This is a genomic window from Stenotrophomonas maltophilia, assembly GCF_002799245.1.
Taxonomy (GTDB): domain Bacteria; phylum Pseudomonadota; class Gammaproteobacteria; order Xanthomonadales; family Xanthomonadaceae; genus Stenotrophomonas; species Stenotrophomonas maltophilia_S.
Genome location: NZ_NEQV01000002.1, coordinates 205,811 through 227,248, shown reverse-complemented (window position 1 = coordinate 227,248; position 21,438 = coordinate 205,811). Strand labels below are relative to the sequence as shown.

At 67.7% G+C, this 21,438-nt stretch carries 18 protein-coding genes; 2 read left to right on the top strand and 16 right to left on the bottom strand.

Annotated features, from left to right (window positions below):
* Positions 1-236: 236 nt before the first annotated feature.
* Positions 237-623 (bottom strand): BON domain-containing protein, encoded by a 387-nt coding sequence (locus B9Y64_RS07040; protein WP_100440090.1) that lies wholly within the window; start codon positions 621-623, stop codon positions 237-239.
* Between the two features lie 170 nt (positions 624-793).
* On the opposite strand from B9Y64_RS07040, the gene B9Y64_RS07035 reads away from it, so the two are divergent.
* The gene (locus B9Y64_RS07035) at positions 794-1,837 is read left to right on the top strand and encodes an oxidoreductase (RefSeq protein WP_100440089.1); all 1,044 of its coding nucleotides are present in this window, start codon (positions 794-796) and stop codon (positions 1,835-1,837) included.
* A 124-nt stretch (positions 1,838-1,961) separates the two neighbouring features.
* Here B9Y64_RS07035 and gnd read toward each other — a convergent pair whose 3' ends face one another.
* The 7 genes from gnd to B9Y64_RS07000 all read right to left on the bottom strand — a co-directional run bounded on the left by gnd (position 1,962) and on the right by B9Y64_RS07000 (position 9,356).
* On the bottom strand, positions 1,962-2,867 hold the full coding sequence (gene gnd / locus B9Y64_RS07030; RefSeq protein WP_100440088.1) for a phosphogluconate dehydrogenase (NAD(+)-dependent, decarboxylating): 906 nt from the start codon (positions 2,865-2,867) through the stop codon (positions 1,962-1,964).
* 10 nt (positions 2,868-2,877) lie between these two features.
* Entirely contained in the window at positions 2,878-4,116 is a 1,239-nt protein-coding gene (locus tag B9Y64_RS07025; protein WP_100440688.1) for a hypothetical protein, read from the bottom strand.
* A 17-nt stretch (positions 4,117-4,133) separates the two neighbouring features.
* Positions 4,134-4,724: a DUF2242 domain-containing protein gene (locus tag B9Y64_RS07020; protein ID WP_100440087.1), complete on the bottom strand. Its 591-nt coding sequence runs from the start codon at positions 4,722-4,724 to the stop codon at positions 4,134-4,136.
* Between the two features lie 216 nt (positions 4,725-4,940).
* Positions 4,941-7,118: a carboxy terminal-processing peptidase gene (locus tag B9Y64_RS07015; RefSeq protein WP_100440086.1), complete on the bottom strand. Its 2,178-nt coding sequence runs from the start codon at positions 7,116-7,118 to the stop codon at positions 4,941-4,943.
* Positions 7,119-7,350: 232 nt separating this feature from the next.
* Positions 7,351-8,361: a lipoyl synthase gene (gene lipA, locus B9Y64_RS07010; RefSeq protein WP_032130310.1), complete on the bottom strand. Its 1,011-nt coding sequence runs from the start codon at positions 8,359-8,361 to the stop codon at positions 7,351-7,353.
* A gap of 18 nt (positions 8,362-8,379) precedes the next feature.
* Positions 8,380-9,090, bottom strand: coding sequence for a lipoyl(octanoyl) transferase LipB (lipB, locus tag B9Y64_RS07005; protein ID WP_100440085.1), 711 nt, complete (start codon positions 9,088-9,090; stop codon positions 8,380-8,382).
* Complete coding sequence (locus B9Y64_RS07000; protein ID WP_100440084.1) at positions 9,078-9,356, bottom strand: YbeD family protein; 279 nt, start codon at positions 9,354-9,356, stop codon at positions 9,078-9,080. The genes lipB and B9Y64_RS07000 overlap by 13 nt, the downstream gene beginning before the upstream one ends.
* 342 nt (positions 9,357-9,698) lie before the next feature.
* On the opposite strand from B9Y64_RS07000, the gene B9Y64_RS06995 reads away from it, so the two are divergent.
* Positions 9,699-10,757: a lipid A deacylase LpxR family protein gene (locus tag B9Y64_RS06995; protein WP_202909052.1), complete on the top strand. Its 1,059-nt coding sequence runs from the start codon at positions 9,699-9,701 to the stop codon at positions 10,755-10,757.
* A 137-nt stretch (positions 10,758-10,894) separates the two neighbouring features.
* Here the strand turns inward: B9Y64_RS06995 and B9Y64_RS06990 are convergent, their stop codons facing one another.
* The 8 genes from B9Y64_RS06990 to mreC all read right to left on the bottom strand — a co-directional run bounded on the left by B9Y64_RS06990 (position 10,895) and on the right by mreC (position 21,359).
* On the bottom strand, positions 10,895-12,115 hold the full coding sequence (locus tag B9Y64_RS06990; protein WP_100440082.1) for a D-alanyl-D-alanine carboxypeptidase family protein: 1,221 nt from the start codon (positions 12,113-12,115) through the stop codon (positions 10,895-10,897).
* 100 nt (positions 12,116-12,215) lie between these two features.
* Positions 12,216-13,487, bottom strand: coding sequence for a septal ring lytic transglycosylase RlpA family protein (locus B9Y64_RS06985; protein WP_100440081.1), 1,272 nt, complete (start codon positions 13,485-13,487; stop codon positions 12,216-12,218).
* Positions 13,484-14,629: a lytic murein transglycosylase B gene (mltB, locus tag B9Y64_RS06980; RefSeq protein ID WP_100440080.1), complete on the bottom strand. Its 1,146-nt coding sequence runs from the start codon at positions 14,627-14,629 to the stop codon at positions 13,484-13,486. The genes B9Y64_RS06985 and mltB overlap by 4 nt, the downstream gene beginning before the upstream one ends.
* 756 nt (positions 14,630-15,385) lie before the next feature.
* Positions 15,386-16,480, bottom strand: coding sequence for a rod shape-determining protein RodA (rodA, locus tag B9Y64_RS06975; RefSeq protein WP_100440079.1), 1,095 nt, complete (start codon positions 16,478-16,480; stop codon positions 15,386-15,388).
* A 183-nt stretch (positions 16,481-16,663) separates the two neighbouring features.
* Positions 16,664-17,776 carry a rod shape-determining protein RodA gene (gene rodA / locus B9Y64_RS06970; RefSeq protein WP_100440078.1) on the bottom strand — a complete coding sequence of 371 codons (1,113 nt, stop codon included), beginning with the start codon at positions 17,774-17,776 and terminating at the stop codon, positions 16,664-16,666.
* Complete coding sequence (mrdA, locus tag B9Y64_RS06965) at positions 17,773-19,851, bottom strand: penicillin-binding protein 2 (protein ID WP_100440077.1); 2,079 nt, start codon at positions 19,849-19,851, stop codon at positions 17,773-17,775. The genes rodA (B9Y64_RS06970) and mrdA overlap by 4 nt, the downstream gene beginning before the upstream one ends.
* A gap of 3 nt (positions 19,852-19,854) precedes the next feature.
* On the bottom strand, positions 19,855-20,340 hold the full coding sequence (mreD, locus tag B9Y64_RS06960) for a rod shape-determining protein MreD (protein WP_100440076.1): 486 nt from the start codon (positions 20,338-20,340) through the stop codon (positions 19,855-19,857).
* Positions 20,337-21,359: a rod shape-determining protein MreC gene (gene mreC, locus B9Y64_RS06955; RefSeq protein WP_100440075.1), complete on the bottom strand. Its 1,023-nt coding sequence runs from the start codon at positions 21,357-21,359 to the stop codon at positions 20,337-20,339. The genes mreD and mreC overlap by 4 nt, the downstream gene beginning before the upstream one ends.
* Positions 21,360-21,438 lie beyond the last annotated feature (79 nt).

The following is a 21,438-nucleotide window of genomic DNA, read 5'->3' as shown; positions in this document are numbered from 1 at the left end:
CTCAGCCGCGAAGCGTTGGCCGGGGCGAGCCCGGCTGCGGCGGAACCGGCAATATAGCGCAGGCGGTCACAACTCTGGGGTTTCGGGGCCGCTGGCTGAACGGGTTCGCAGACCCGACCTGCGACGCCGGGCCCAGGCCCGGCTGGGACGCAGAGGCCACCGGGCATGGCGCGGTGCCAGATGCCAGCGGGCGCCCCATGCCGGGGCGCCCGCCTGATCAAGCACCAGGCGCCGGTTCAGCGCTTGGCGGCAGCGCTGACCTTCAATGCGGCGGCATCGACGCGGGTCACGCCCTTGATGCCCTTGGCGGTGGTGACCGCCTTGTCCTTCTCGGCCTGGGTGGCCACGGCACCGCTCAGGCTGACCACGCCGTTCACGGTTTCCACCTTGATTTCAGTGCCCGGAACGTTGCTGCTGGCCAGCAGGTCAGCCTTCACCTTGGTGGTGATCCAGCTGTCGGTCACCGGCTCGTTGGACTCATGCCGGTCGGCGTGGGTCATCGCCGAGTGGTCGGTCTTGGGCGGGCTCTTCGCGGCCGGATCCTTGGCGAATGCAGCCGAGGAGGACAGCGCCAGGCCCAGCGTCAGGGTCGAAGCAACCAGCATGCGGGTGGTATTGCTCATCGTGTCGTACTCCTTCGGAATGTGCTGCCAGTCTGGACAAGCCGACGTAGAGCAGGCGTGGCGTTGCGGTCATGCCGCCGTGAATCGAAGCGTTTCCAACGGCAACGGTTCAGTTTTGGCCTTCCAGCAGCCGTCGTTTACCCTGCCCTTCCCACTGCCGGAGCCCTGCCATGCGCCCCGACCTGCACCTGGCCCTGATCGGCTACGGCCTCGCCGGCCGCGTTTTCCATGCGCCGCTGATCCAGCACACGCCCGGCCTGGCCCTGCACAGCATCGTCAGCTCGCAGCGTGACACCCTGCTGCGTACGTTCAGCGATGTGCACGTACGTGCAACGCCGCAGGACGTGTTCGACGATCCAGCGGTGGATGCGGTAGTGATCGCCACGCCGAACGAACAACACGCGCCACTGGCCCTGGCCGCGCTGGCCGCCGGCAAGCACGTGCTGGTCGACAAGCCGTTCGCGCTGGATGTGGCCGAGGCGGAAACCGTGCTGGCCGCAGCACGCGATGCCGGACGCATCGCCACCGTGTTCCAGAACCGGCGTTTCGATGCCGACTTCCTCACCCTGCAGGCGCTGCTGGCCGAAGGCACGCTGGGCGACGTGGCCGAGTGCCACGCGCATTTCGATCGTTACCGGCCGCAGGTTCGCGACCGCTGGCGCGAACAGGACGGGCCGGGCAGCGGCCTGTGGTACGACCTCGGCCCGCACCTGCTGGACCAGATGCTGGTGCTGTTCGGCTGGCCCGAGGCCATCGATGCGGATCTGGCCGTGCAGCGCGAAGGCGGCGCCGGCATCGATTACTTCCACGCCGTGCTGCACTACCCACGTCATCGCGCCATCGTGCATTCCGGCTCACTGGTGGCTGCCCCTACCCCGCACTTCAGCGTGCATGGCAGCAAGGCAAGCTGGATCAAGCAGGGCCTGGATGTGCAGGAAGCGCAGCTGCGCCGCGGTGTTGCCCCGGGCGCGCCGGGCTGGGGCATCGATCCGCGGCATGGCGAACTGCTGCGCTGCGACGCCGAGGACAACGTGCAGCGCAGTACCGTCGACAACCTGCCGGGTGACTATCGCCGGCTGTATGCACAGTTCGCCGCCGCGATGCACGGCGATGGCGAAGCGACGGTCAGCCCGCTGCAGGCACTGCAGCTGATGCGGCTGCTGCAGGCCGGCATGGACAGCGCGCGCGAAGGGCGGCGGATCGAACTGGCATGACGCCGTGGTGTTGATGGGGTTGTTGATGGGGTCAGAGCCCTTTCCTGCGGAAAGGGATCCGACCCCGATCTGCATGGGGTCGGATCCCGTTGCTGCGCAACGGGCTCTGACCCCGACGCGGTGATTACGACTTCTTGATGGCGTGGCCACCGAACTCGTTGCGCATCGCCGACAGCAGGCGGTCGGTGAACGAATTGGACTCACGCGAACGCAGGCGTTCCAGCAGCGACAGGGTGATCACCGGTGCCGGCACGTCCAGCGCGATGGCTTCGGCCACCGTCCAGCGGCCTTCGCCGGAATCCTCGACATACGGTGCGATGCCATCCAGCGAAGGATTCCGCTTGAGTGCTTCGGTGCTCAGATCCAGCAGCCACGAACGCACCACGCTGCCGTGGCGCCACACTTCCGCCACCTGCGCCAGGTCCAGCTCCATCTCCTGCTTGCGCTCCATCAGCGCGAAGCCTTCGGCATAGGCCTGCATCATTCCGTACTCGATGCCGTTGTGGACCATCTTGGTGAAGTGGCCGGCGCCGGACGGGCCGACACGCCCCCAGCCACGATCTTCGGCCGGAGCCAGCGTGCGCAGCAACGGGGCGATCTGCTCCACCACCGACGCTTCGCCACCGACCATCAGGCTGTAGCCTTCCTGCAGGCCCCACACGCCACCACTGGTGCCGCAGTCGACGTAGCCCAGATCGTCTTCGGCCAGCGCCCTGGCGCGGCGGATCGAGTCCTGGTAGTTGGAGTTGCCACCGTCGATGACGATGTCACCCTCGGCCAGGTGCGGGGTCAGCTGGCCCAGCGTCTGGTCGACGGTTTCGCCGGCCGGCACCATCAGCCACACCACGCGCGGTACCGGCAGCGCGGCAACGGCGGCGGCCAGCGAATCAACCACCTCCAGGCCGGCCTCGGCGGCGCGCTGGCGGGCAGCTTCGCCCGGGTCGTAGCCGACCACGCGGTGGCCGCCGCGATGCAGGCGCTGGGCCATGTTGGCGCCCATGCGGCCGAGGCCGATCATTGCAATATCCATTGTTTCACCTTCAGTTGGGGTCTAGGGTCAGGCTGCCTGGCCTGCCGGTAGCCGCGCAGTGGCGCAGCTGCGCCTCGCGCCAACGCCGGTAGAGCGTGGTATGCAGATTGTGCACCGCCAGGTCGATCGAAAACGGCGTTCTCGGGTTGCGGTCGAGCAGGCGGGCAATGTGGTAGCCGATGGGACGTATACCGCGCGGATGCACGTAGATCACGAACTGCTGGTAGAACGGATCGTCCAGCAGCTGGTCCATGCGCCGCAATGCATCGTGGTAGCGCGGCGCCAGCCGTGCGCGCAGCTGCGGATCACGCTCGAACAGCAACCGCTCGAAATAGCGTTGGCCTGTGCGCGGAATGTCCTGCGCCAGTTTCCACAGCTCGGCATTGCGCTGGTCATACCAGGCCAGGCCGCCGTGCAGTTCCAGCGCCCGCGCCGCGCCCTCGCCCACCTCGACCACCACGAAGTTCTCGGCCTGGTTGCTCAGGTCGTCCAGGGTGACCTTGTCGTACACATGTTCGATGAAACCGGGTACGCCCACGAACGCCTGCCGCCCCATCGCCGAAGTGCGCACCGCCTTGCCATCGGCGAAGAAGTCGCCCGCATGCGCGCCGAGCAGGATGCTGTCGGTATCGTGCAGCGCCAGGAAGGTGCCGATCGACAGTTCGTCCGCTGCGAACTGGGTGTCGAAGGCAGCATCGCCATACAGCTCGCGCTGGGTGGCCAGCTGCGCGACCTGGCGGCCGACACCGCATTCGGCACGCACGCTACCGCTGTAGAACGCCTGCAACGCATGACTGTTGCCGGCACGGGGCACGAAGCCACGACCGAAACTGCGCGTGCGTTGCCAGCCCTGGGCCGGCGCGCCCTGTAACCCGAAGCCGATCCACCCCAGCTGCGGGCCGGAGAATCGGAACCCGGGATTGCCCTGCAGGGCCGAGGTCGCACGCTGCGTGGCCGCCCCCAGTTCGAAGGCATAGGCGCAGACCGTGGCCGGGTCATCCAGCAGCCGCTGCAGCAATGCCTGTCGTGCGGCAGCGGGCAGCGCAGCCGGCCAAAGCACACGCAGGTCACCGGCCGCCTGTGACTCCGCCAGCGAGGCACGCGTGCACACAGGCCCCCCGTGCACCTGCGGCGCGCTGAGGGACGCCTCCTCGAAGCGCCACCCCAATCGCTGCAGCAGGCCCTGCGTGCAGTCCAGGGACGACGCTGCCGTCACCCACGATGGCGCCAGCAGCAGGGCCACACTCAGCCACCTGCCGCGCACGTTCAGCCCTGGTCCGTAACCGCCGGTGCGGGTTCAGGCGCCGGTGCCGGCGATGGCGAGGGCTTGCCCGCTGCGGCCGGCAGGTACTGCTGCAGGCGCTGGAAGAAGCGACGATAGAACTCGGCATCGGTGACCGTGCTGCTGGCCACCTTCACCAGCGAGTCGTCATTGCTGCCGAAGGGCAGCGATACCGAGCCCAGCGCACCAACGCCGACACTGGCCGAGGTCGGGCTCTTCTTCAGTGCGTAGCGATCCTGCACGGCACTGACGAACACCAGCGTCTGGCTGCCACGCGGGGCGCAGGAGATGCGCAGCACCAGCTGCTCATGGTCGTCCTCGCGCGGCTGGAAGTTCTTGTTGCCTTCCACCTGTGCATCATCGGACCGGGCGATGGCATAGCCCTGGCTGAGCAGCGTGCGGCGCGCCGCCTCGCAGGCTTCGCCGGGACGGCCCTCAACGGTGCGTGAGAAGGTATCGCCGGAATCGAAAGACTCGCGCAACACGGTGCTGTCGGCGGCGCGGCCACCACAGGCCGAGAGGATCAGGGCACTGGCGAACGCCACGGCAGCGCTGGAAAGACGGGAGGCCCGCATGGGTACTCCTGCGAGAACGGAAGCGCCAAGGGTAGTCCCGCCCCCGTGTGCGGCAGGTCGACATGGCCCCCCGGCGTTGCTCCCGGTTCATGCACGAAAAAGGGGACGGAGGGGATTAAGTCGTTTGTGCCACAAACGACTTAATCCCCTCCGTCCCCTTTTTATGCAGAGGGCCGGCAATGCCGGCCCCTGCGGGTGTCACATGGGGATGTGCGCTCAGTCTGCCCAACGCCCCGCGCCGGTGGACTGCGGCAGCACCTGGGCCGACAGCGGGCGGTCGTTGGCCAGCAGGTTCACCGCGTCGGCCAGGATCGAGGCCGACTCGCGCAGCAGCGGGTCCGGGCGCTTTTCGGCGGCCTTCTCGCGGGCGGCATCCTTCACGATGTCGCGCTCATTGCCGGTCAGGCCGTCGTCGCTGCTGTCGTCGGCCAGCGGATCCAGGTCCAGGCCCAGTTCCTTGCGCATCAGCTGGCGCTCCTTGCGCTGGGTGTCCTGGCGCTCACGCTCGGCGCGTCGGGTGGCCTCGTTGAGCGAGATGTACTTCTTCGCGGCCTCGGTGCGGAACTGCTGCACGTCTTCATTCCACCACTGGAACTCCTTGTCGGTCGCGATGCGCGCGTCGTGGCGGGTTTCCAGCTTCGGCAGCAGCGGCGCGAAGTTGCCGTACTGGGTGTGCGGCACGGCAGCGATGCGGGTCCACGGCAGTGCATTGTCGTAGGTGCTTTCACCGAATTCGGTGGCATCGACGCTGGCCGGGAACGCCAGGTCCGGCACCACGCCCTTGTGCTGGGTGCTGCTGCCGCTGATGCGGAAGAACTGGGCGATGGTCAGCTTGACCTGGCCGAAGCGCTGGGTTTCGCCGCTCGGCCAACGGTCAAGGTCGACGATGTTCTGCACGGTGCCCTTGCCGAAGCTGGTCTCACCGATCACCAGGCCACGACCGTAGTCCTGGATGGCACCGGCGAAGATCTCCGAGGCCGAAGCCGAACCGCGGTTGATCAGTACCGCCAGCGGGCCGTCCCACGCCACGCCCTGGTTGCGGTCGCTGTTGACGGTGACACGGCCACCGGACTCGCGCACCTGCACCACCGGGCCCTGCTCGATGAACAGGCCGGTCAGTTCGATCGCTTCATCCAGCGAACCACCACCGTTGTTGCGCAGGTCCAGCACCACGCCATCCAGCTTGTCGTTCTTGAAACCGGCCAGCAGCTTGGCCACGTCACGGGTAGCGGAGGCATAGTCGGCCGCATTACGGCGACGGCCCTCGAAGTCCTGGTAGAAGGTCGGCAGCTTGATCACGCCGATCTTGCGTGCCGGCTCACCATTGGCGGCCGGAATGGTCATGGTCTCGCCCTTGGCGGCCTGTTCGGCCAGGCGCACCTTCTGCCGGGTCAGCAGCAGGGTGTGGTGCTTGCCGTCGGCACCTTCGGCAGCCGGAATGAATTCCAGCTTGACCTGGGTGTCCTTGGCGCCACGGATCTTGGCCACCACATCGTCGATGCGCCAGCCGATCACGTCCTCGACCAGGCCGGACTTGCCCTGGCCCACACCCACGATGCGGTCACCCGGCTTCAGCGTGCCGTCCACCGCGGCCGGACCACCGGCGATGATCTCGCGGATCACCACCATATCGTCCTGGCGCTGCAGCTGCGCACCGATGCCTTCCAGCGACAGCGACATCGCCTGGTTGAAGTTCTCGGCGGTGCGCGGGGTGAAGTAATCGGTGTGCGGATCGACGGCGCTGGTATAAGCGTTCATGAAGAACTGGAAGACGTCTTCGCCCTTCAGCTCGTTGACCGACTTCTCCAGCGTCGCGTAGCGCTTGTCCAGCGTCTTGCGGATGTCGTCCGGCTTCTTGCCGGCCAGCTTCAGGCGCAGCCAGTCGTTCTTCACCGACTTGCGCCACAGCTCATCCAGCTCGGCGTTGCTGGCCGCCCACGGCACCTTCTTGCGGTCGTACTCGAAGCGCTCGTCGGTGGTGAAGTCCGGTTCCTGTTTGAGCAGCTTGCGCGCATAGGCCACACGTTCGCCGACGCGCTGCTTGTAGACCGCAAACACCTGGAACGCCGGCTCAAGCTCGCCGCCACGGATGGCCGAGGAAATATTGGCTTCGAACGGCGCGAAACGCGCCACGTCGGCCTGGGTGAAGTACTGCTTGGCGCCGTCCAGCGTCTCCAGGTAACGCTTGAACACGTCCTTGGAGGTGGCCTCGTCCAGCGCGCGCGGGCGGTAGGCATAACGGCTGTCGGACAGCAGGCCATACACCAGCTTGGAGGTGGTCACCTGATCGGCGGTGGCCGCGGCAGGCAATGCAGGCGAGTCGGCCTTGGCCGCCAACGCCAGCGGCGCGACCAGCGCCAGGGCCATCAGGAATGCGGGGGCTTTGAATTTCATTGACGTGCTCGAAGGCGCCTTGCCAAGGGGGAGACTGCAGGGTGTTCAGACACCACGACAGTGCCGAAAGTTGCCGGGTTTGTCACTCGGCCACGCTCGGTGGAAAACCAGCCTAGCGGGGCCGGTGTAGCAAATTGTGAATGCAGGCGAAGGCGTGCGGACCAACGGCCCGCATCCACCAGGGGGGGTGGCACCCATTGGCAGCGCCGGGCCATGGCCCGGCGGCAACCACTTACCGGACGCCGGCGCCCTTGGCCTGCACGTCGGCGTGGTAGGACGAGCGCACCATCGGGCCGGACGCCACGTGGCTGAAGCCCAGCTCGTAGCCGTAGTCTTCCAGCGCCTTGTAGTCCTCGGGGGTCCAGTACTTCAGCACCGGGTGGTGATGCGCGGTCGGCTGCAGGTACTGGCCGATGGTGATCATGTCCACGTCATGCGCGCGCAGGTCGCGCATGGTGGCCTTGATCTGTTCGAACTCTTCGCCCAGGCCCAGCATGATGCCGCTCTTGGTCGGCACGTCCGGGTGCTGCGCCTTGAAGTTCTTCAGCAGGTTCAGCGACCACTGGTAGTCCGCACCCGGGCGCACGTTGCGGTACAGGTCCGGCACGGTCTCGATGTTGTGGTTGAACACATCCGGCGGGTTCTGCGCCAGGATCTCCAGCGCGCGCTCCATGCGGCCCTTGCCGCGGAAGTCCGGGGTCAGCACTTCGATGCGGGTGCCCGGCGACTTCGCGCGGATGGCACTGATGCAGTCGACGAAGTGCTGGGCACCGCCATCGCGCAGGTCATCGCGGTCGACGCTGGTCACCACCACGTACTTCAGGCCCATGTCGGCCACGGTCTGGCCGAGGCTGGCCGGCTCGTTGGCATCCGGCGGCTTCGGGCGGCCGTGGGCCACGTCGCAGAACGAGCAGCGCCGGGTGCAGACCTCGCCGAGGATCATGAAGGTGGCGGTGCCATGGCCGAAGCACTCGTGGATGTTCGGGCAGCTGGCTTCCTCGCACACCGTCACCAGGCGGTTCTCGCGCAGCTTGGCCTTCAGGTTCTGCACGGCATTGCCCGAGGGAATGCGCACGCGGATCCAGGACGGCTTGCGCAACACCGGCGCATCGGCGAACTGCACCGGCGAACGGTTGATCTTGTCACCGCCCAGCTGCTTGACCCCGGCCTGCAACGGCGCGGCGGACGGGGAATCGCCCTGCACGATCTGCAGGGGAATGGAACGGGCGGTGGTTTCAGTCATGGCAGTTCCGGGGGGCGGTCAGGCGGCCGCAGAAAGATCGGGCAGTTCGGGCGTGTGCTGCAGCAGCAGGCCAAACTGGCGGGCCAGGTGGTCCAGCAGCACCGGCTTGACGGCCTCCATCCCGGAGGGACCGCCCAAGTCTAGCACCGAGGTCACCTGCAACCCCTGATAGCCACAGGGGTTGATGCGGTGGAAGGGCTCCAGGTCCATGGCCACGTTGAAGGCCAGGCCATGGAAGGTGCAGCCGCGGCGCACGCGGATGCCGAGCGCGGCGATCTTGGCGCCACCGACGTAGACGCCCGGGGCGCCCTCGCGGCGTTCGGCGCCGATGTTCCACTCGGCCAGCGTATCGATGAGGGCCTGCTCGATGCGGCACACGTAGTCGCGCACTCCGATGCCCAGCCGCGGCAGGCGCAGCAGTGGATAGACCACGATCTGGCCGGGACCGTGATAGGTCACCTGGCCGCCGCGGTCCACATGGAGCACCGGAATGTCGCCCGGCGCCAGCACATGCTCATCCTTGCCGGCCTGGCCCAGGGTGAACACCGGATCGTGCTCGACCACCCACAGCTCATCGGCATCGGCATCGCTGCGCTGGTCGGTGAAGCGCTGCATGGCGCGCCAGACCGGCTCATAGGCCTGGCGGCCGAGATCGCGGACCACCGCAGGACGCGGCGCGCGGTCTTCCGGGGCGGCTTCGGCCAGGCAACTGTCGGCTACAGCGTCCACTTCACTTCCGGGTGGTCGCGCAGCGCCTGATGGGCCAGGTCGTACTGTTCGCGGTTTTCGGCCTTGAACACCAGGCGCACCGATACGTACTTGCCGTTGGACGAATGCTTCCAGCTGATGCGTTCGTTCACCACATCGATGCCGGCAGCCAGCAGCAGGCGGGGAAGCTCATGTTCCAGGCCGCGGTTGGCCGGGCCCATGGCGCTGAGCTCGAACTGGCCGGGGAACTGGAAGCCGTGGTCGGGGTTGTCGGACTTGATTTCCATGGCCCCATTATCGGGCCGCAGGGCAACAAACCCAAGAGTATTCATCAAAGTCAAAAGCGGCACCGGCGGTCTGCTGCGTTGCAGGCGGCACTAACGGCCCCTCCCACAAGCCAAACGGCAGCTGACTGCAGCCCTCCCCTTCCGCACCGGCCGGGCGCCCTGCGGCCGCCTTCACGCAATGGTCCCGATGCGCACGCGAGTAACGAATTGTGTCGGCAGGACAATGTTGTTTTCGGAACAGACAAGTGATCCGGACGTGCTCGTTCCGACACACGGGCGCGAGTACCGTAGCGTTGCATAGAACGACAGATAACCGCCCCCTTCCCCATGAGCATTCCATCCATGCGTAGTGTCGCAGCCCTCGGGCTGACCGGCCTGCTGGCCGCTGCCCTCCCCCTTGCCGCCCAGGCGGCCGAACAATGTGGCCCGGACGCGATGCGCGACCACCCGCCGCAGATCAACTTCCGCGTCGACAACGACCTGTTCGGCGGCCGCCACCAGGACCAGGGCTATACCAACGGCGCGCAGCTGACCCTGGTCTCGCCGAACCTGGTCGACTACACCGACGACCCCTGCCTGCCGCGCATGGCGCGCTGGGTGAACCAGTACCTGGAAGGCCTGCACCCGGGCCGGTTCGAGCAGCAGAACATGATCTTCAGCATCGGCCAGGGCATCTTCACCCCGACCGACCCGACCCGCCGCGACCTGATCGAGGACGACCGCCCGTATGCCGGCGTGCTGCTGGCCAGCTTCGGCTTCAACGCACGCAGCGGCGACCGCCTGCAGACCACCCAGCTGGCGGTGGGCGTGGTCGGCCCCTGGGCACAGGGCAAGCAGGTGCAGGACGCGGTGCACAACATCCTGGGCGACAAGAAGTTCGAGGGCTGGGACAACCAGCTGCACAACGAGCCGGTGTTCATGCTGACCCATGAGCGCATGCGGCGCTGGCCGGCCGATGCCAGCGTCAATGCCGGCGGCTGGGGCTGGGATGCGATCAGCCACTACGGCGGTGCGATCGGCAACCTGGAAACCAAGGCCAACGCCGGTGGCGAAGTGCGCTTCGGCTGGAAGCTGCCCGACGACTTCGGCAGCACGCCGCTGCGCCCGGCCGGCGAGAACACCGCACCGACCCGCGGTGGCCGGCCCAGCGGCTGGTCGTGGCACCTGTTCGCGACCACCGACGCCGCCTGGGTGATCCGCGACATCACCCTGGACGGCAACACCTTCCGCAACAGCCACAGCGTGGACAAGCGCCACGTGGTCGCCCAGGGCGGCTACGGCATCGCCGTCATGCGCGGGCGCTGGAAATTCGCGGTGGCGCGCTACCACAGCACCCGCGAATTCAACGGCCAACGCCAATCGCCGGTGTTCGGCAGCTTCACCATCAGCCGCTCGCTGTAAGCTCAAAAAGGGGACGGAGGGGATTAAGTCGTTTGTGGCACGGCGGACTGTGCCACAAACGACTTAATCCCCTCCGTCCCCTTTATGGAAAAGGCCGGCATTCGCCGGCCTTTTCGTTCACCACGCCGGGGCGTGGATCATTCCGATTCCCACCACATCCAGAAGCTGTCCCACAGGCGCTTGAAGAAGCCGGCCTGCTCGACGGCGGCCACGGCCACCAGCGGTGCCTCGGCGATGACCTTGCCATCCAGGGTGACCTTCACAGTGCCGATCTGCTGGCCGGCGGTGAACGGTGCCTCCAGGGTCTTGGGCACATCGATGCTCGGCTTCAGATCGTTGTAGCGGCCGCGCGGCACGCTCACCAGCATCGGCTGGGCCACGCCCAGCTGCACCTTGTCGGTGGTGCCCTTCCACACCTTGTGCTCGGCCACGGCCTTGCCCGGTTCATACAGGCGGTGGGTCTCGAAGAAGCGGAAGCCCCAGTTCAGCAGGGCCAGGCTGTCGTCGGCACGCTGCTTCTCCGACGCCCCGCCCAGCACCACGGCGATCAGGCGCTGGTCACCACGCTGGGCCGAGCTCATCAGGCAGTAGCCGGCTTCGGAGGTGTGGCCGGTCTTGATGCCGTCCACGCTGCCATCGCGCCACAGCAGCAGGTTGCGGTTCGGCTGCTTGATGTTGCCGACCTGGAATTCCTTGATCTTGTTGTACGCGTAGGTTTCCGGGTAATCACGCACCATCGCGCGGCCCAGCAGCGCCAGGTCGTAGGCGGTGCTGTGGTGGCCTTCGGCGGTCAGGCCGTGGGCATTGACGAAGTGCGAGTCCTTCATGCCGATCTTGGCGGCGTAGCTGTTCATCAGCGACGCGAAGGCTTCTTCGCTGCCGGCCACGTGCTCGGCCAGGGCGATCGCGGCGTCATTGCCGGACTGGATCGCCATGCCCTTTTCCATGTCTTCCAGGCGTGCAGTCTGGTTGACCGGGAAGCCGCTGTAGCTGCCGTCGGTACCCGCACCGCCTTCGCGCCAGGCGCGCTCGCTCATCATCACCTGGTCATCCGCACGGACCTTGCCGTTCTTGACCTCGGCGGCGATCACGTAGGACGTCATCACCTTGGTGATGCTGGCCGGGGCCAGCTGCTCGTGGACGTTCTCGCCAGCCAGTACCTGGCCGGTGGCGTAATCCATCAGGACCCAGGCCTTGGACACGCTCGGTGCCGGGGCCGGCGGAGTGGCGACGGTGGCCGGGGCAGCAGCGGCGGCGGCAGGCGCCGGCGTGGCCGGAGTCGGCAGCGGAGTCTGGGCGGAAGCCAGGCCCACCACCAGGGTGGCGGCCAGGGCGGTGGCGGCGGAACGGAAATTCATTGGACAGCAGGCTCCAGGGGACGGCCGGGAATGGAGGGTGGAACGTAACGGCCATTGTAAGGCCGGGGGAGCATGGGCCGGCAGCACCGGCCCGGGCGGATCAATCCTTGACGATCTGCGGCGAACCCAGGCCCAGACCCGCGATGCGGCCGACAAGTTCCGCGGCACTGGCATGGTCGTTGGCGGGAACGCGCAGGCGGAACAGCGTGCGGCCACCGGCCGCGATGTCGCTGATGGTCGCGCCGACGATGCCGGCGGCGTTGAGCTGGCCCATTGCGCGGTTGGCATTGTCGCGGCTGGAGAAGCTGGCGACCTGCACCATCACCTCGCCCACCACCTGCTGCGACAGGCTGGGGGCCGCCGGTGTGGCGGTGCGCACCGCTGCCGGTGCGACGGGTCGCGGCGCGGTGCTGGCGGCGGCAACCGTTGCAGGTGCAGTGCTGCGCAGCGGCGGCGCACTCGGCGGCAGGCTGCTGACCGCCACGTCCGGCACGGTGCTGGCCACGCCCTGGGTGGTGGCCGGCTGGCCACGTGCCGGCATGCCATCGGCCGGCAGGCCCTTGACCAGGCGATCAATGTCGCTGTCGGCGGTTGCACGCGCGGTCGGCGCCGGGCGTGCACTGGCCACGGCGGTCGCGGCGGCCGCTTCAGCGGCGCGGCGTTCCCGGCGCGATGGTTTCTGCGCCATCAGGTTGCTCTCGCCCGGCTGCAGCGCGCGCACTTCCACATTGCCGGTGCCGCGCTGGGTGATGCCCAGGCGCACGGCGGCGGCATAGCTGAGGTCGACCACGCGACCATCGTGGAACGGGCCGCGATCGTTGACGCGCACGATCACCGACTCGCCGTTGTCCAGGTTGGTCACGCGGGCGAAGCTGGGCAACGGCAGCGTCTTGTGCGCGGCGGTGAACTGGTACATGTCGTAGACCTCGCGGTTGGAGGTCAGGCGGCCATGGAACTTGGCGCCGTAGTAGGAGGCGGTGCCGCGCTCGACGTAGTTGCGGGTGTCGTCAAGCACCTTGTACGACTTGCCCAGCACCACGTAGGGCGTCTTGTTGCCGATGGCCGAGCGTTCCTCGGCGGTCACTTCCGGCTCGGGAATGCAGGCAACGTTGGGAATGTAGTCCGGCGTGCTGTCACGCACGCCCGGCTTGTACAGGCCACCGGCGGTGTAGTTGCCGCGGGTGCTCAGGTCTTCCTTGGCCGCCGCGTACGGCGAACCTTCCGGGCAGTGTGCCGGGCGCGAGCCGCGCCCCTGCACCAGCGTGCCGCTGGACTTGCCACCGTGGCCGGCCGTGGCCGGCTTCTTCGGCGCGCTGCTGCAGGCAGCCAGCGCGAGGACGATCAAGCCTGGTACCAGCCATCTGATGTTCATGCCGGGGGCAGCTCCTGTCCGGCGATGGCCTGGGACAACTGGAACACGGCCATCGCGTACATCTTCGAGAGGTTGTAGCGGGTGATCGCGTAGTAGTTCTGGAAGCCCAGCCAGTACTGCTTGCCGGTACTGCCTTCAAGCGTGACCGGCGTGGCCGTGGCGCCCGGCTGCACCGCAGCGCTGGGCTGGTAGCCACGTTGCGCCAGGTCGGCCAGCGACCAGGTCGGCATCCATTCGGTCGGGTTGAATTCCTCGCGGCCCGGCGCCAGCGTGGCCGGCACGGCAACCTGGCCACCCCGCACCCAGCCGCCCTTCTTCACGAAGTAGTTGGCAATGGACGAGAACACGTCGTCGTAGCTGGTGAACAGGTCGCGACGGCCGTCGCCATTGCCGTCCACGGCGTAATCCAGATAGCTGGACGGCATGAACTGGCCCATGCCCATCGCGCCGGCATAGCTGCCCTTGAGCGTGGTGATGTCCAGCTTTTCTTCGCGGCCCAGCTCGAACAGCTTGGCCAGCTCGTCGCGGAAGAACAGCTCGCGGCGCACTTCGCGTTCCAGCTTGGCCGGGTCGCCGCTGCGCGGGTAATAGAACGCCAGCGTGTACAGCGCATCAAGCACGCGATGGCTGCCGGCATTCTTTCCGTAGCTGGTTTCCACGCCGATGATCGCCACGATCACTTCGGCCGGCACGCCGGTGCGCTGCTGCACGCGATCCAGTTCAGCGCGGTGCTGGGCCAGGAACGCGCGGCCGCCGTCGATGCGCGCCTTGCTGATGAACATCGGCCGGTATTCATTCCACGGTTTGACCCGTTCGGCCGGGCGCGACATGGCGGCGATGATCGGCTGGCGCACCTGCGCCTGGTCGAGCACGCTGCTGATCTGCTCCGGCTTCAGGCCATAGCGCTTGGCGGTATCGGCAATGAAGCGGGCCCGCGCGACCTCGAACGGCACCGGGGTGAGATCGACCGGCGGCGCGGTGGCAGCAGCGGCTTCGGGCGCGGCCTCGGCCGGGCCCTGGGCCCTGGCGGCGGGTTGGCGCGGCGTACTGCTGGCCTGGGGCGAAGACGGTGGGGACTTCGGCTGGGTCGCGCAGGCGACCAGGCCGAGGGTGAGCATGCAGGCCAGAGTGCGTCGAATCATCGTCGCAGGTTAGCAGGTCATGGATGAATTAAAACCCCTAACACCATGAATCACAACGATTTGCCCGCGTTCAGCGGGAAATGTGAAGGTGTCGTGATCAGCCTCCCCCATTCAGAGAGGTTGCCGGTTGCGTCCCCATCCCCGCAGACGCAACCGGCGACCGGATCCGGTCGGTACCTGCGCGGCTGCCGCTCCCCAGTGGCAGTTCCCCGCGCTCCCTGTACCCGTTGGATCAGTACTGCTCCCGCCCGACGCCCCCTCGCGCTGCATCGATTGACGGCGCGCCGTGCCGAACGGGCCGCCATTGTGCAGGCCGATTACGACAAGTCCATTGATCAAGATCAACGCGCTGTAAAAGTGTGAACCAGCTAACATTTTTCCCGGGAATTGGTCAGAGCGCGTGCTGCTGTGCGTCGTTGTGAGAACGATTCCACAACAGGCATTGCGCAGAGTCAGGAAGTTTCCAGCCAACGGCGCAGCCCCTCGTGGGTGGGGTTGAGTGGGTCGCTGAAAGCCGGATTGCTGAGGGCTGGCCGGGTGGGTGCCCCACCCACGGAGAAGAAAAAGAAGATCAAAAGCAAGCGCAGCCTGGCTGGCCGCCTTTTGTAGAGCCGAGCCCACGCTCGGCTGCTTTCCGGCCGGCGCGCGAAGCCGAGCATGGGCTCGGCTCTACTCGAGCAGGCGCAGCGCCGCAATCCGGCTTTCAGCGACCCACTCAACCCCACCCACGAGGGGCTGCGCCGTTGGCCGGGAACGCTATCCCCCGTGCACGGGCCGATGCCCGCGTACCGCCATCACCAACCCGATGCCGGCCAGCAACGAGACGGCCGATGTCCCGCCGTAGCTGATCAGCGGCATCGGAATGCCCACCACCGGCAACAGGCCGGAGATCATTCCACCGTTGACCAGCACGTAGACGAAGAACGCCAGCCCCAGGCTGCCGGCCAGCAGGCGCGCATGCGTGTCGCGCGCGTGCACCGCAATCCACAGGCAGCGCCCGACCACGAACAGGTACAGCGCGAACAACGTTGCCACCCCGATCCAGCCAAACTCTTCGGCCAGCACCGAGAACGCGAAGTCGGTGGTGTATTCGGGCAGGAAATCCAGCGTGGCCTGCGTGCCCTGCCCCCAACCACGCCCCTGCCAGCCGCCGGAGCCGATCGCGATACGCGATTGCAGAATGTTCCAGCCGGTGCCAAGCGGGTCCGCCGCCGGGTCGAGGAAGGTCAGCACGCGGTCCTTCTGGTATTGCCGCAACAGCCCGAACCAGGCCAGGGGTGCGGCCACCGCCAGCCCCGCCGCACCCGTCGCCACCCATCCCCAGTGCAGGCCGGCCAGCAACAACGCGAACACGCCGCTGGCAGTGACCAAGGTGGCGGTACCGAGATTGGGTTGCATCAGGATCAGCACCGCCGGCACGCCGATCAGCGCTGCGGCGGTCAGTACCGTGCGTGGCGACGGCGGCAGTGGTTGCCGGTGCAGGTACCACGCCATCATCAGCGGCAGGCTGAGCTTGAGCAGCTCGGACGGCTGAAGATAGAACACCCCCAGGTTGAGCCAGCGCTGCCCGTACTTGCCGGTGCCGATGACGTACACCGCCATCAGCGGCAGCATCGACAACGCGTACAGTGCCGGTGTCCACGCGCGCAGGCGCAGCAGCGAGACACGCGACAGCAGCCACATTGCCAGCAGCCCACCGGCAAAGCGCGCCGCCTGCCCGGCCACCGGGCCGGAGACGCTGTGCAGCACCGCCAGGCCCGCGCCCATCAGGACCAGCAATGCGATCAGCAACGGCAGATCGATCGTGCGCAACGCCTCACGGCAGCCGCCAAGCAGTCGTTTCCCTTCCACCGGGGCACGGTAGCAAGGCGCGCTTGCGTGAAGCTGTCAGGCCGCATGTGCATTTGTGGAGCCGAGCCATGCTCGACCAGGGGCCTGCATGCGCCGTGCGAAAGGCAGCCGAGCATGGCTCGGCTCTACACAAGGCCCGGGCAGCCGAGCATGGCTCGGCTCTACAGGAGAGCGCTGCCCGCGTTACCCATAGCCGCCGTGCACCGGGTTGTGGCTGCGCACCGCCATCACCAGGCCGAAGCCGGCCAGCAGCGACACCGCCGAGGTACCGCCATAGCTGATCAGCGGCATCGGCACGCCCACCACCGGCAGCAGGCCGGAAATCATCCCGCCATTCACCAGCACATAGACGAAGAACGCCAAGCCGGTGGCACCGGCCAGCAGGCGCGAATAGGAATCGCGCGACTGGCTGGCGATCCACAGGCAGCGCCCGATCACCACCAGGTACAGCGCCAGCACGGTGGCCACGCCGATCCAGCCGAACTCCTCGCTCAGCACCGAGAACGCGAAGTCGGTGGTCTGCTCGGGAATGAAGTTCAGATGCGACTGCGAGCCCTCGCCCCAGCCCTTGCCATCGAAGCCACCGGAACCGATCGCGATCTTCGACTGGATGATGTTCCAGCCTGCACCCAGCGCATCCATCTCCGGGTCGAGGAACATCATGATGCGGTCCTTCTGGTACGGCCGCAGCAGCCAGAACCAGGCCACCGGCGCGACCGCGGCCACGCCGCCCACGCCCAGCCCCACCCACCACCACGGCAGGCCTGCCAGCAGCAGGACGAACACACCGCTGGCGGCGATCAGCACGCCGGTACCGAAGTCCGGCTGCAGCATCACCAGGCCGGTGGGCACGCCGATGATGACCAGCGCGGTGAGCACGGTGCTGAAGCGCGGCGGCAGCGGCATCTTGTGCAGGTACCAGGCCACCATCATCGGCAGGCTGACCTTCAGCAGTTCAGCCGGCTGCAGGTAGAAGAACTTCAGGTCCAGCCACTGCCGGCCGTACTTGCCGGTGCCCAGCACGAACACCGCCAGCAACGGGATCATCGAGATCGCATAGATCATCGGCGTGGCCGAGCGGATACGCAGGATCGGCACCCGCGAGATACCCCACAGGGCGGCCATGCCCACCGCGAAACGCGCGCCCTGGGCCATCACCAGGCCGTCGCCGCCGGCGCTCTTCAGGGTCGCCAGGCCGATCAGCATCAACGCGCCCAGGGCCAGGCACAGCACCCAGTCCAGCGTGCTGAAGAAGCGGCGCAGCATGTCGCCGGCCCAGCGCAGGAACACTCTCATCGTGCGGGCTCCGTGGAGGTCGTGCGCGGCGTGGCGGGCAGTACGGCAGCCTGCGCACCCGGCTGCGGCGCAGGCGCAGGCGCCGGTGCCGGTGCCGGCAGCCCGATCAACACCGGATGCTCTCCCACCTGTGCAGCGGCAAGGTCGCCGGCCTGGCGCGCGCCCGCGTCTTCGTTGTCGAACGCGGTGGCACCGATGGCGGTGGTGCCGCGCTCGCTGTCCAGCGGCTCCATGCCCTCAGGCATCTTGCCCAGCAGGTAGGCGTCGAACACCTTGCGTGCGATCGGCGCGGCCGCCGAACCGCCATAGCCACCACCTTCCACCGCCACTGCAATCGCGATCACCGGGTTGTCCGCCGGCGCAAAGCCGACGAACAGCGCGCGGTGGCGCAGATGCATCGGCAAGCTCTTCGGATTCACTGCGGCGGTGCCCTTGCGGCTGATGACCTGCGCGGTACCGGTCTTGCCGGCCATCACGTACGGCGCACCGACCGCCACGCGCCAGCCGCTGCCGCCGGGCCGCATGGTCGCCATCATGCCCTCACGCACGGCCTGCAGGTTGTTGGGGTTGGGACTGACCGGCTTGGTCTCGCCGGGCGACATCGCCGCCCAGTCGCTGTCGAAACCCTCGCGCTGCTGGATCACCAGGTGCGGGGTGCGCAGCTGGCCGTCGGCCAGCGCGCTGACGCCGCGCGCCAGCTGCAGCGGGGTGACCTTCCAGTCGCCCTGGCCGATGCTGATGTTGACCGTATCGCCGGGGTACCAGGCTTCCTTGCGGCTCTTCCGCTTGTAGGCGGGCGACGGCAGGATGCCGCCGATCTCGCCGGTGAGGTCGATGCCGGTCGGCTGGCCGAAGCCGTAGTACTCCATGTAGTGGTCGAAGCGCTCGATGCCCAGGTCCAGCGCCAGCTTGTAGTAGTAGGTATTGACCGATTCGGCGATGGACTTGCGCAGGTCGGTCCAGCCGTGGCCGCCACGGTGGGCGTCACCCCAGCCGCGCGAAGTGCCCGGCAGGTAGAACATGCCGGTGGACAGCACCTTGTCTTCCGGGCGGCGCACACCCGAATCGAGGCCGGCCAGGCCGATCAGCGGCTTCAGCGTGGAACCGGGCGCGACGCCACCGAGCACCAGGCGGTTGAACTGCGGTCGCGACGGGTTTTCGTTCAACGCCTTGAAGTCGGCATGGGAAATGCCGTTGACGAACAGGTTGGGGTCGTAGGAAGGCAGGCTGACCATCGCCAGCACTTCACCGGTGCGCGGGTCCATCGCCACCGCCGAACCTTCCTGGTCGCCGAAGGCGGCGACCATGGCACGCTGCAGGTCGGCGTCGATCGACAGCCGCAGATCGGCGCCGGACTGCGCGGCAACACGGCCGATGGTACGGATCGCGCGGCCCTGCACGTTGGTCTCGACCTGCTCGTAGCCGACCTTGCCGCGCAGCTGCTGCTCGTAGTAGCGCTCCAGGCCGGACTTGCCGATGTGGGTCAGCGCGGCATTGCCTTCGCCGAGGATCTCCAGGTCCCTGTCATCGACGCGGCCGACGTAGCCGATGATGTGCGCGAACAGGTCGCCGTACGGGTAGCGCCGGGTCAGGTAGGGCTCGAGCTCGACGCCGGGGAAGCGCCAGCGGTCGACGGCGAAGCGCGCCATCTCCTCGTCGCTCATGCGCAGCTTCAGCGTGACCGGCAGGAAGCGGCGGCGCGCCTTGCGCGACTTGTTGAACGCTTCCAGCTCTTCCGGGCTGATGGTGATGATCTTCGCCAGCCCTTCCAGGGTGGCGTCCATGTCCTTGACCTTGTCCGGGGTCACGTCCAGGCGGAAGGCCGGCACGTTCTCGGCCAGCAGGCGGCCGTTGCGGTCGTAGATCATGCCGCGCCCGGGCACCACCGGCCGCGGCTTGATGCGGTTGGCTTCCGAGCGCGTAGCGTAGACGTCGTGGTCCAGCACCTGCAGCTTGAAGTACCAGCCGCCCAGGCCCAGCAGGCAGACCAGCACGCCCAGGAAACCCAGCGCCGCACGTCGGCGGAACTGTTCGGCTTCGGCGTGCGGGTTCTTGACCTGGCGGCGCGGGATCATGGCTCAGCGCCCGCGCTTGCCGAAGCGCACCGCGTCCAGCAGCACGAACACCAGCGGCCACAGGCCCATGCCCAGCAGCGGCGCCCACCAGTACGACCAGGGCAGGGTCGGCTCATCCACCACGATATGGACCAGCGCGCTGACGATGCGGTCATTGAACAGCAGTCCACCGATGGCCAGCATCTGCTGCGACATCGGGAAGAAGCGGATACGCGCGCGGAAGCGCTGCAGGATGAAGGCCAGCATGACCAGCCGCAGCGCCTGCTCGCCCAGCACGCCGCCGTACAGCAGGTCGGCAACCACGCCGCTGGCGAAGGCGATGCCCAGGCCCACGCGCTCAGGCGCCTCGATGACCCAGTACGCCAGCACCAGTGCCAGCCAATACGGGCGCAGCGGCTGCAGCAGCGCCGGCAACGGCAGCAGGCCCAGCAGCAGTGCCACCACCACGCTGGCCGGCAGCACCCACGGGTTGTCGCGCAGGCGGCTCATCGCTGGGCCTCCGGCGTGGTCGGTTGCCGGCCAGCGGCCGGCACTACCGGAGCGCTGGCTGGGGGAGAGCCCCCTTCTTGTTGAAGGGGGCGCGCCGACGGCGCGGGGTCAAGGGAGGATGCGGGGGCCGGTTGCACCGAAGGTGCAGTCGGCTGCGGTTCGCTGGCCGCAGGCAAGCGAATCGCCGCGCCCGGGCGCAGCAGCAGCACATCGCGGCCGCGGTCGAGCTGCGCCGCCGGCTTCAGTTCGCCGACCAGGAAGGCATGGGTGTCGTCCGGGCGCAGGCCGGTGATGGTGCCGACCGGGAAGCCGGCCGGGAAACGCCCGCCGAGGCCGGAGGTGACGATCTCATCGCCCACTTCCACGCCGGCGCTGAGCGGGATGTCGCGCAGTTCCAGCTTGTCGCCGCGGCCGTAGACGATCAGGCGCACACCGTTGCGGGCCACGGTGACCGGCACGGCGTGGTCGGGGTCGGTCAGCAGCAGCACGGTGGAGGTGCCGCCGGTGACGCTGATCACCTGCCCCATCAAGCCGCCGGCGTCGATCACGGCCTGGCCGACGTGCACGCCCTCGCGGCTGCCGGCGTCAAGCACCAGGCGTTGCTTCACCGGGTCCAGGTCGATGTCCAGGATCGGCGCCAGCTGCACGTCCAGGCCACTGCGCTCGGCCACGTTCAGCAGTTCGCGCAGCTGGGCGTTGTCCAGCGCGGCGGTCTGCAGGCGGGTCAGGCGCGCATTGGCCAGCAGCAACTGGTTGCGCAGTTCACGGTTCTCGGTCACCAGCTGGGAATGGCTGGCGGCCGAATCCTTGACCTGGTTGCCGAGCTTGCCGGGCAGGCCGGCCAGCGCCCACACCGGCTGCACCAGGCTGTTGGCCTGCTCGCGCAGGCGCGCCAGCCAGCCGGCCTGGTCGTCGAGCACGATCAGGGTGATGGCCAATGCGAGATAGGCCAGCAACCTCAGGGGGCTGGCGGCATCACCGGATCGGGAGGCGACGGGAGGACCGGCGTAGGGCGGCACGGCAACGATTCAACTGGCAGAAGGCGGAAGGGAAACACGCGGGCGCCCCGCCGGTGCCGGCCCGCCATCACGGCGGGCC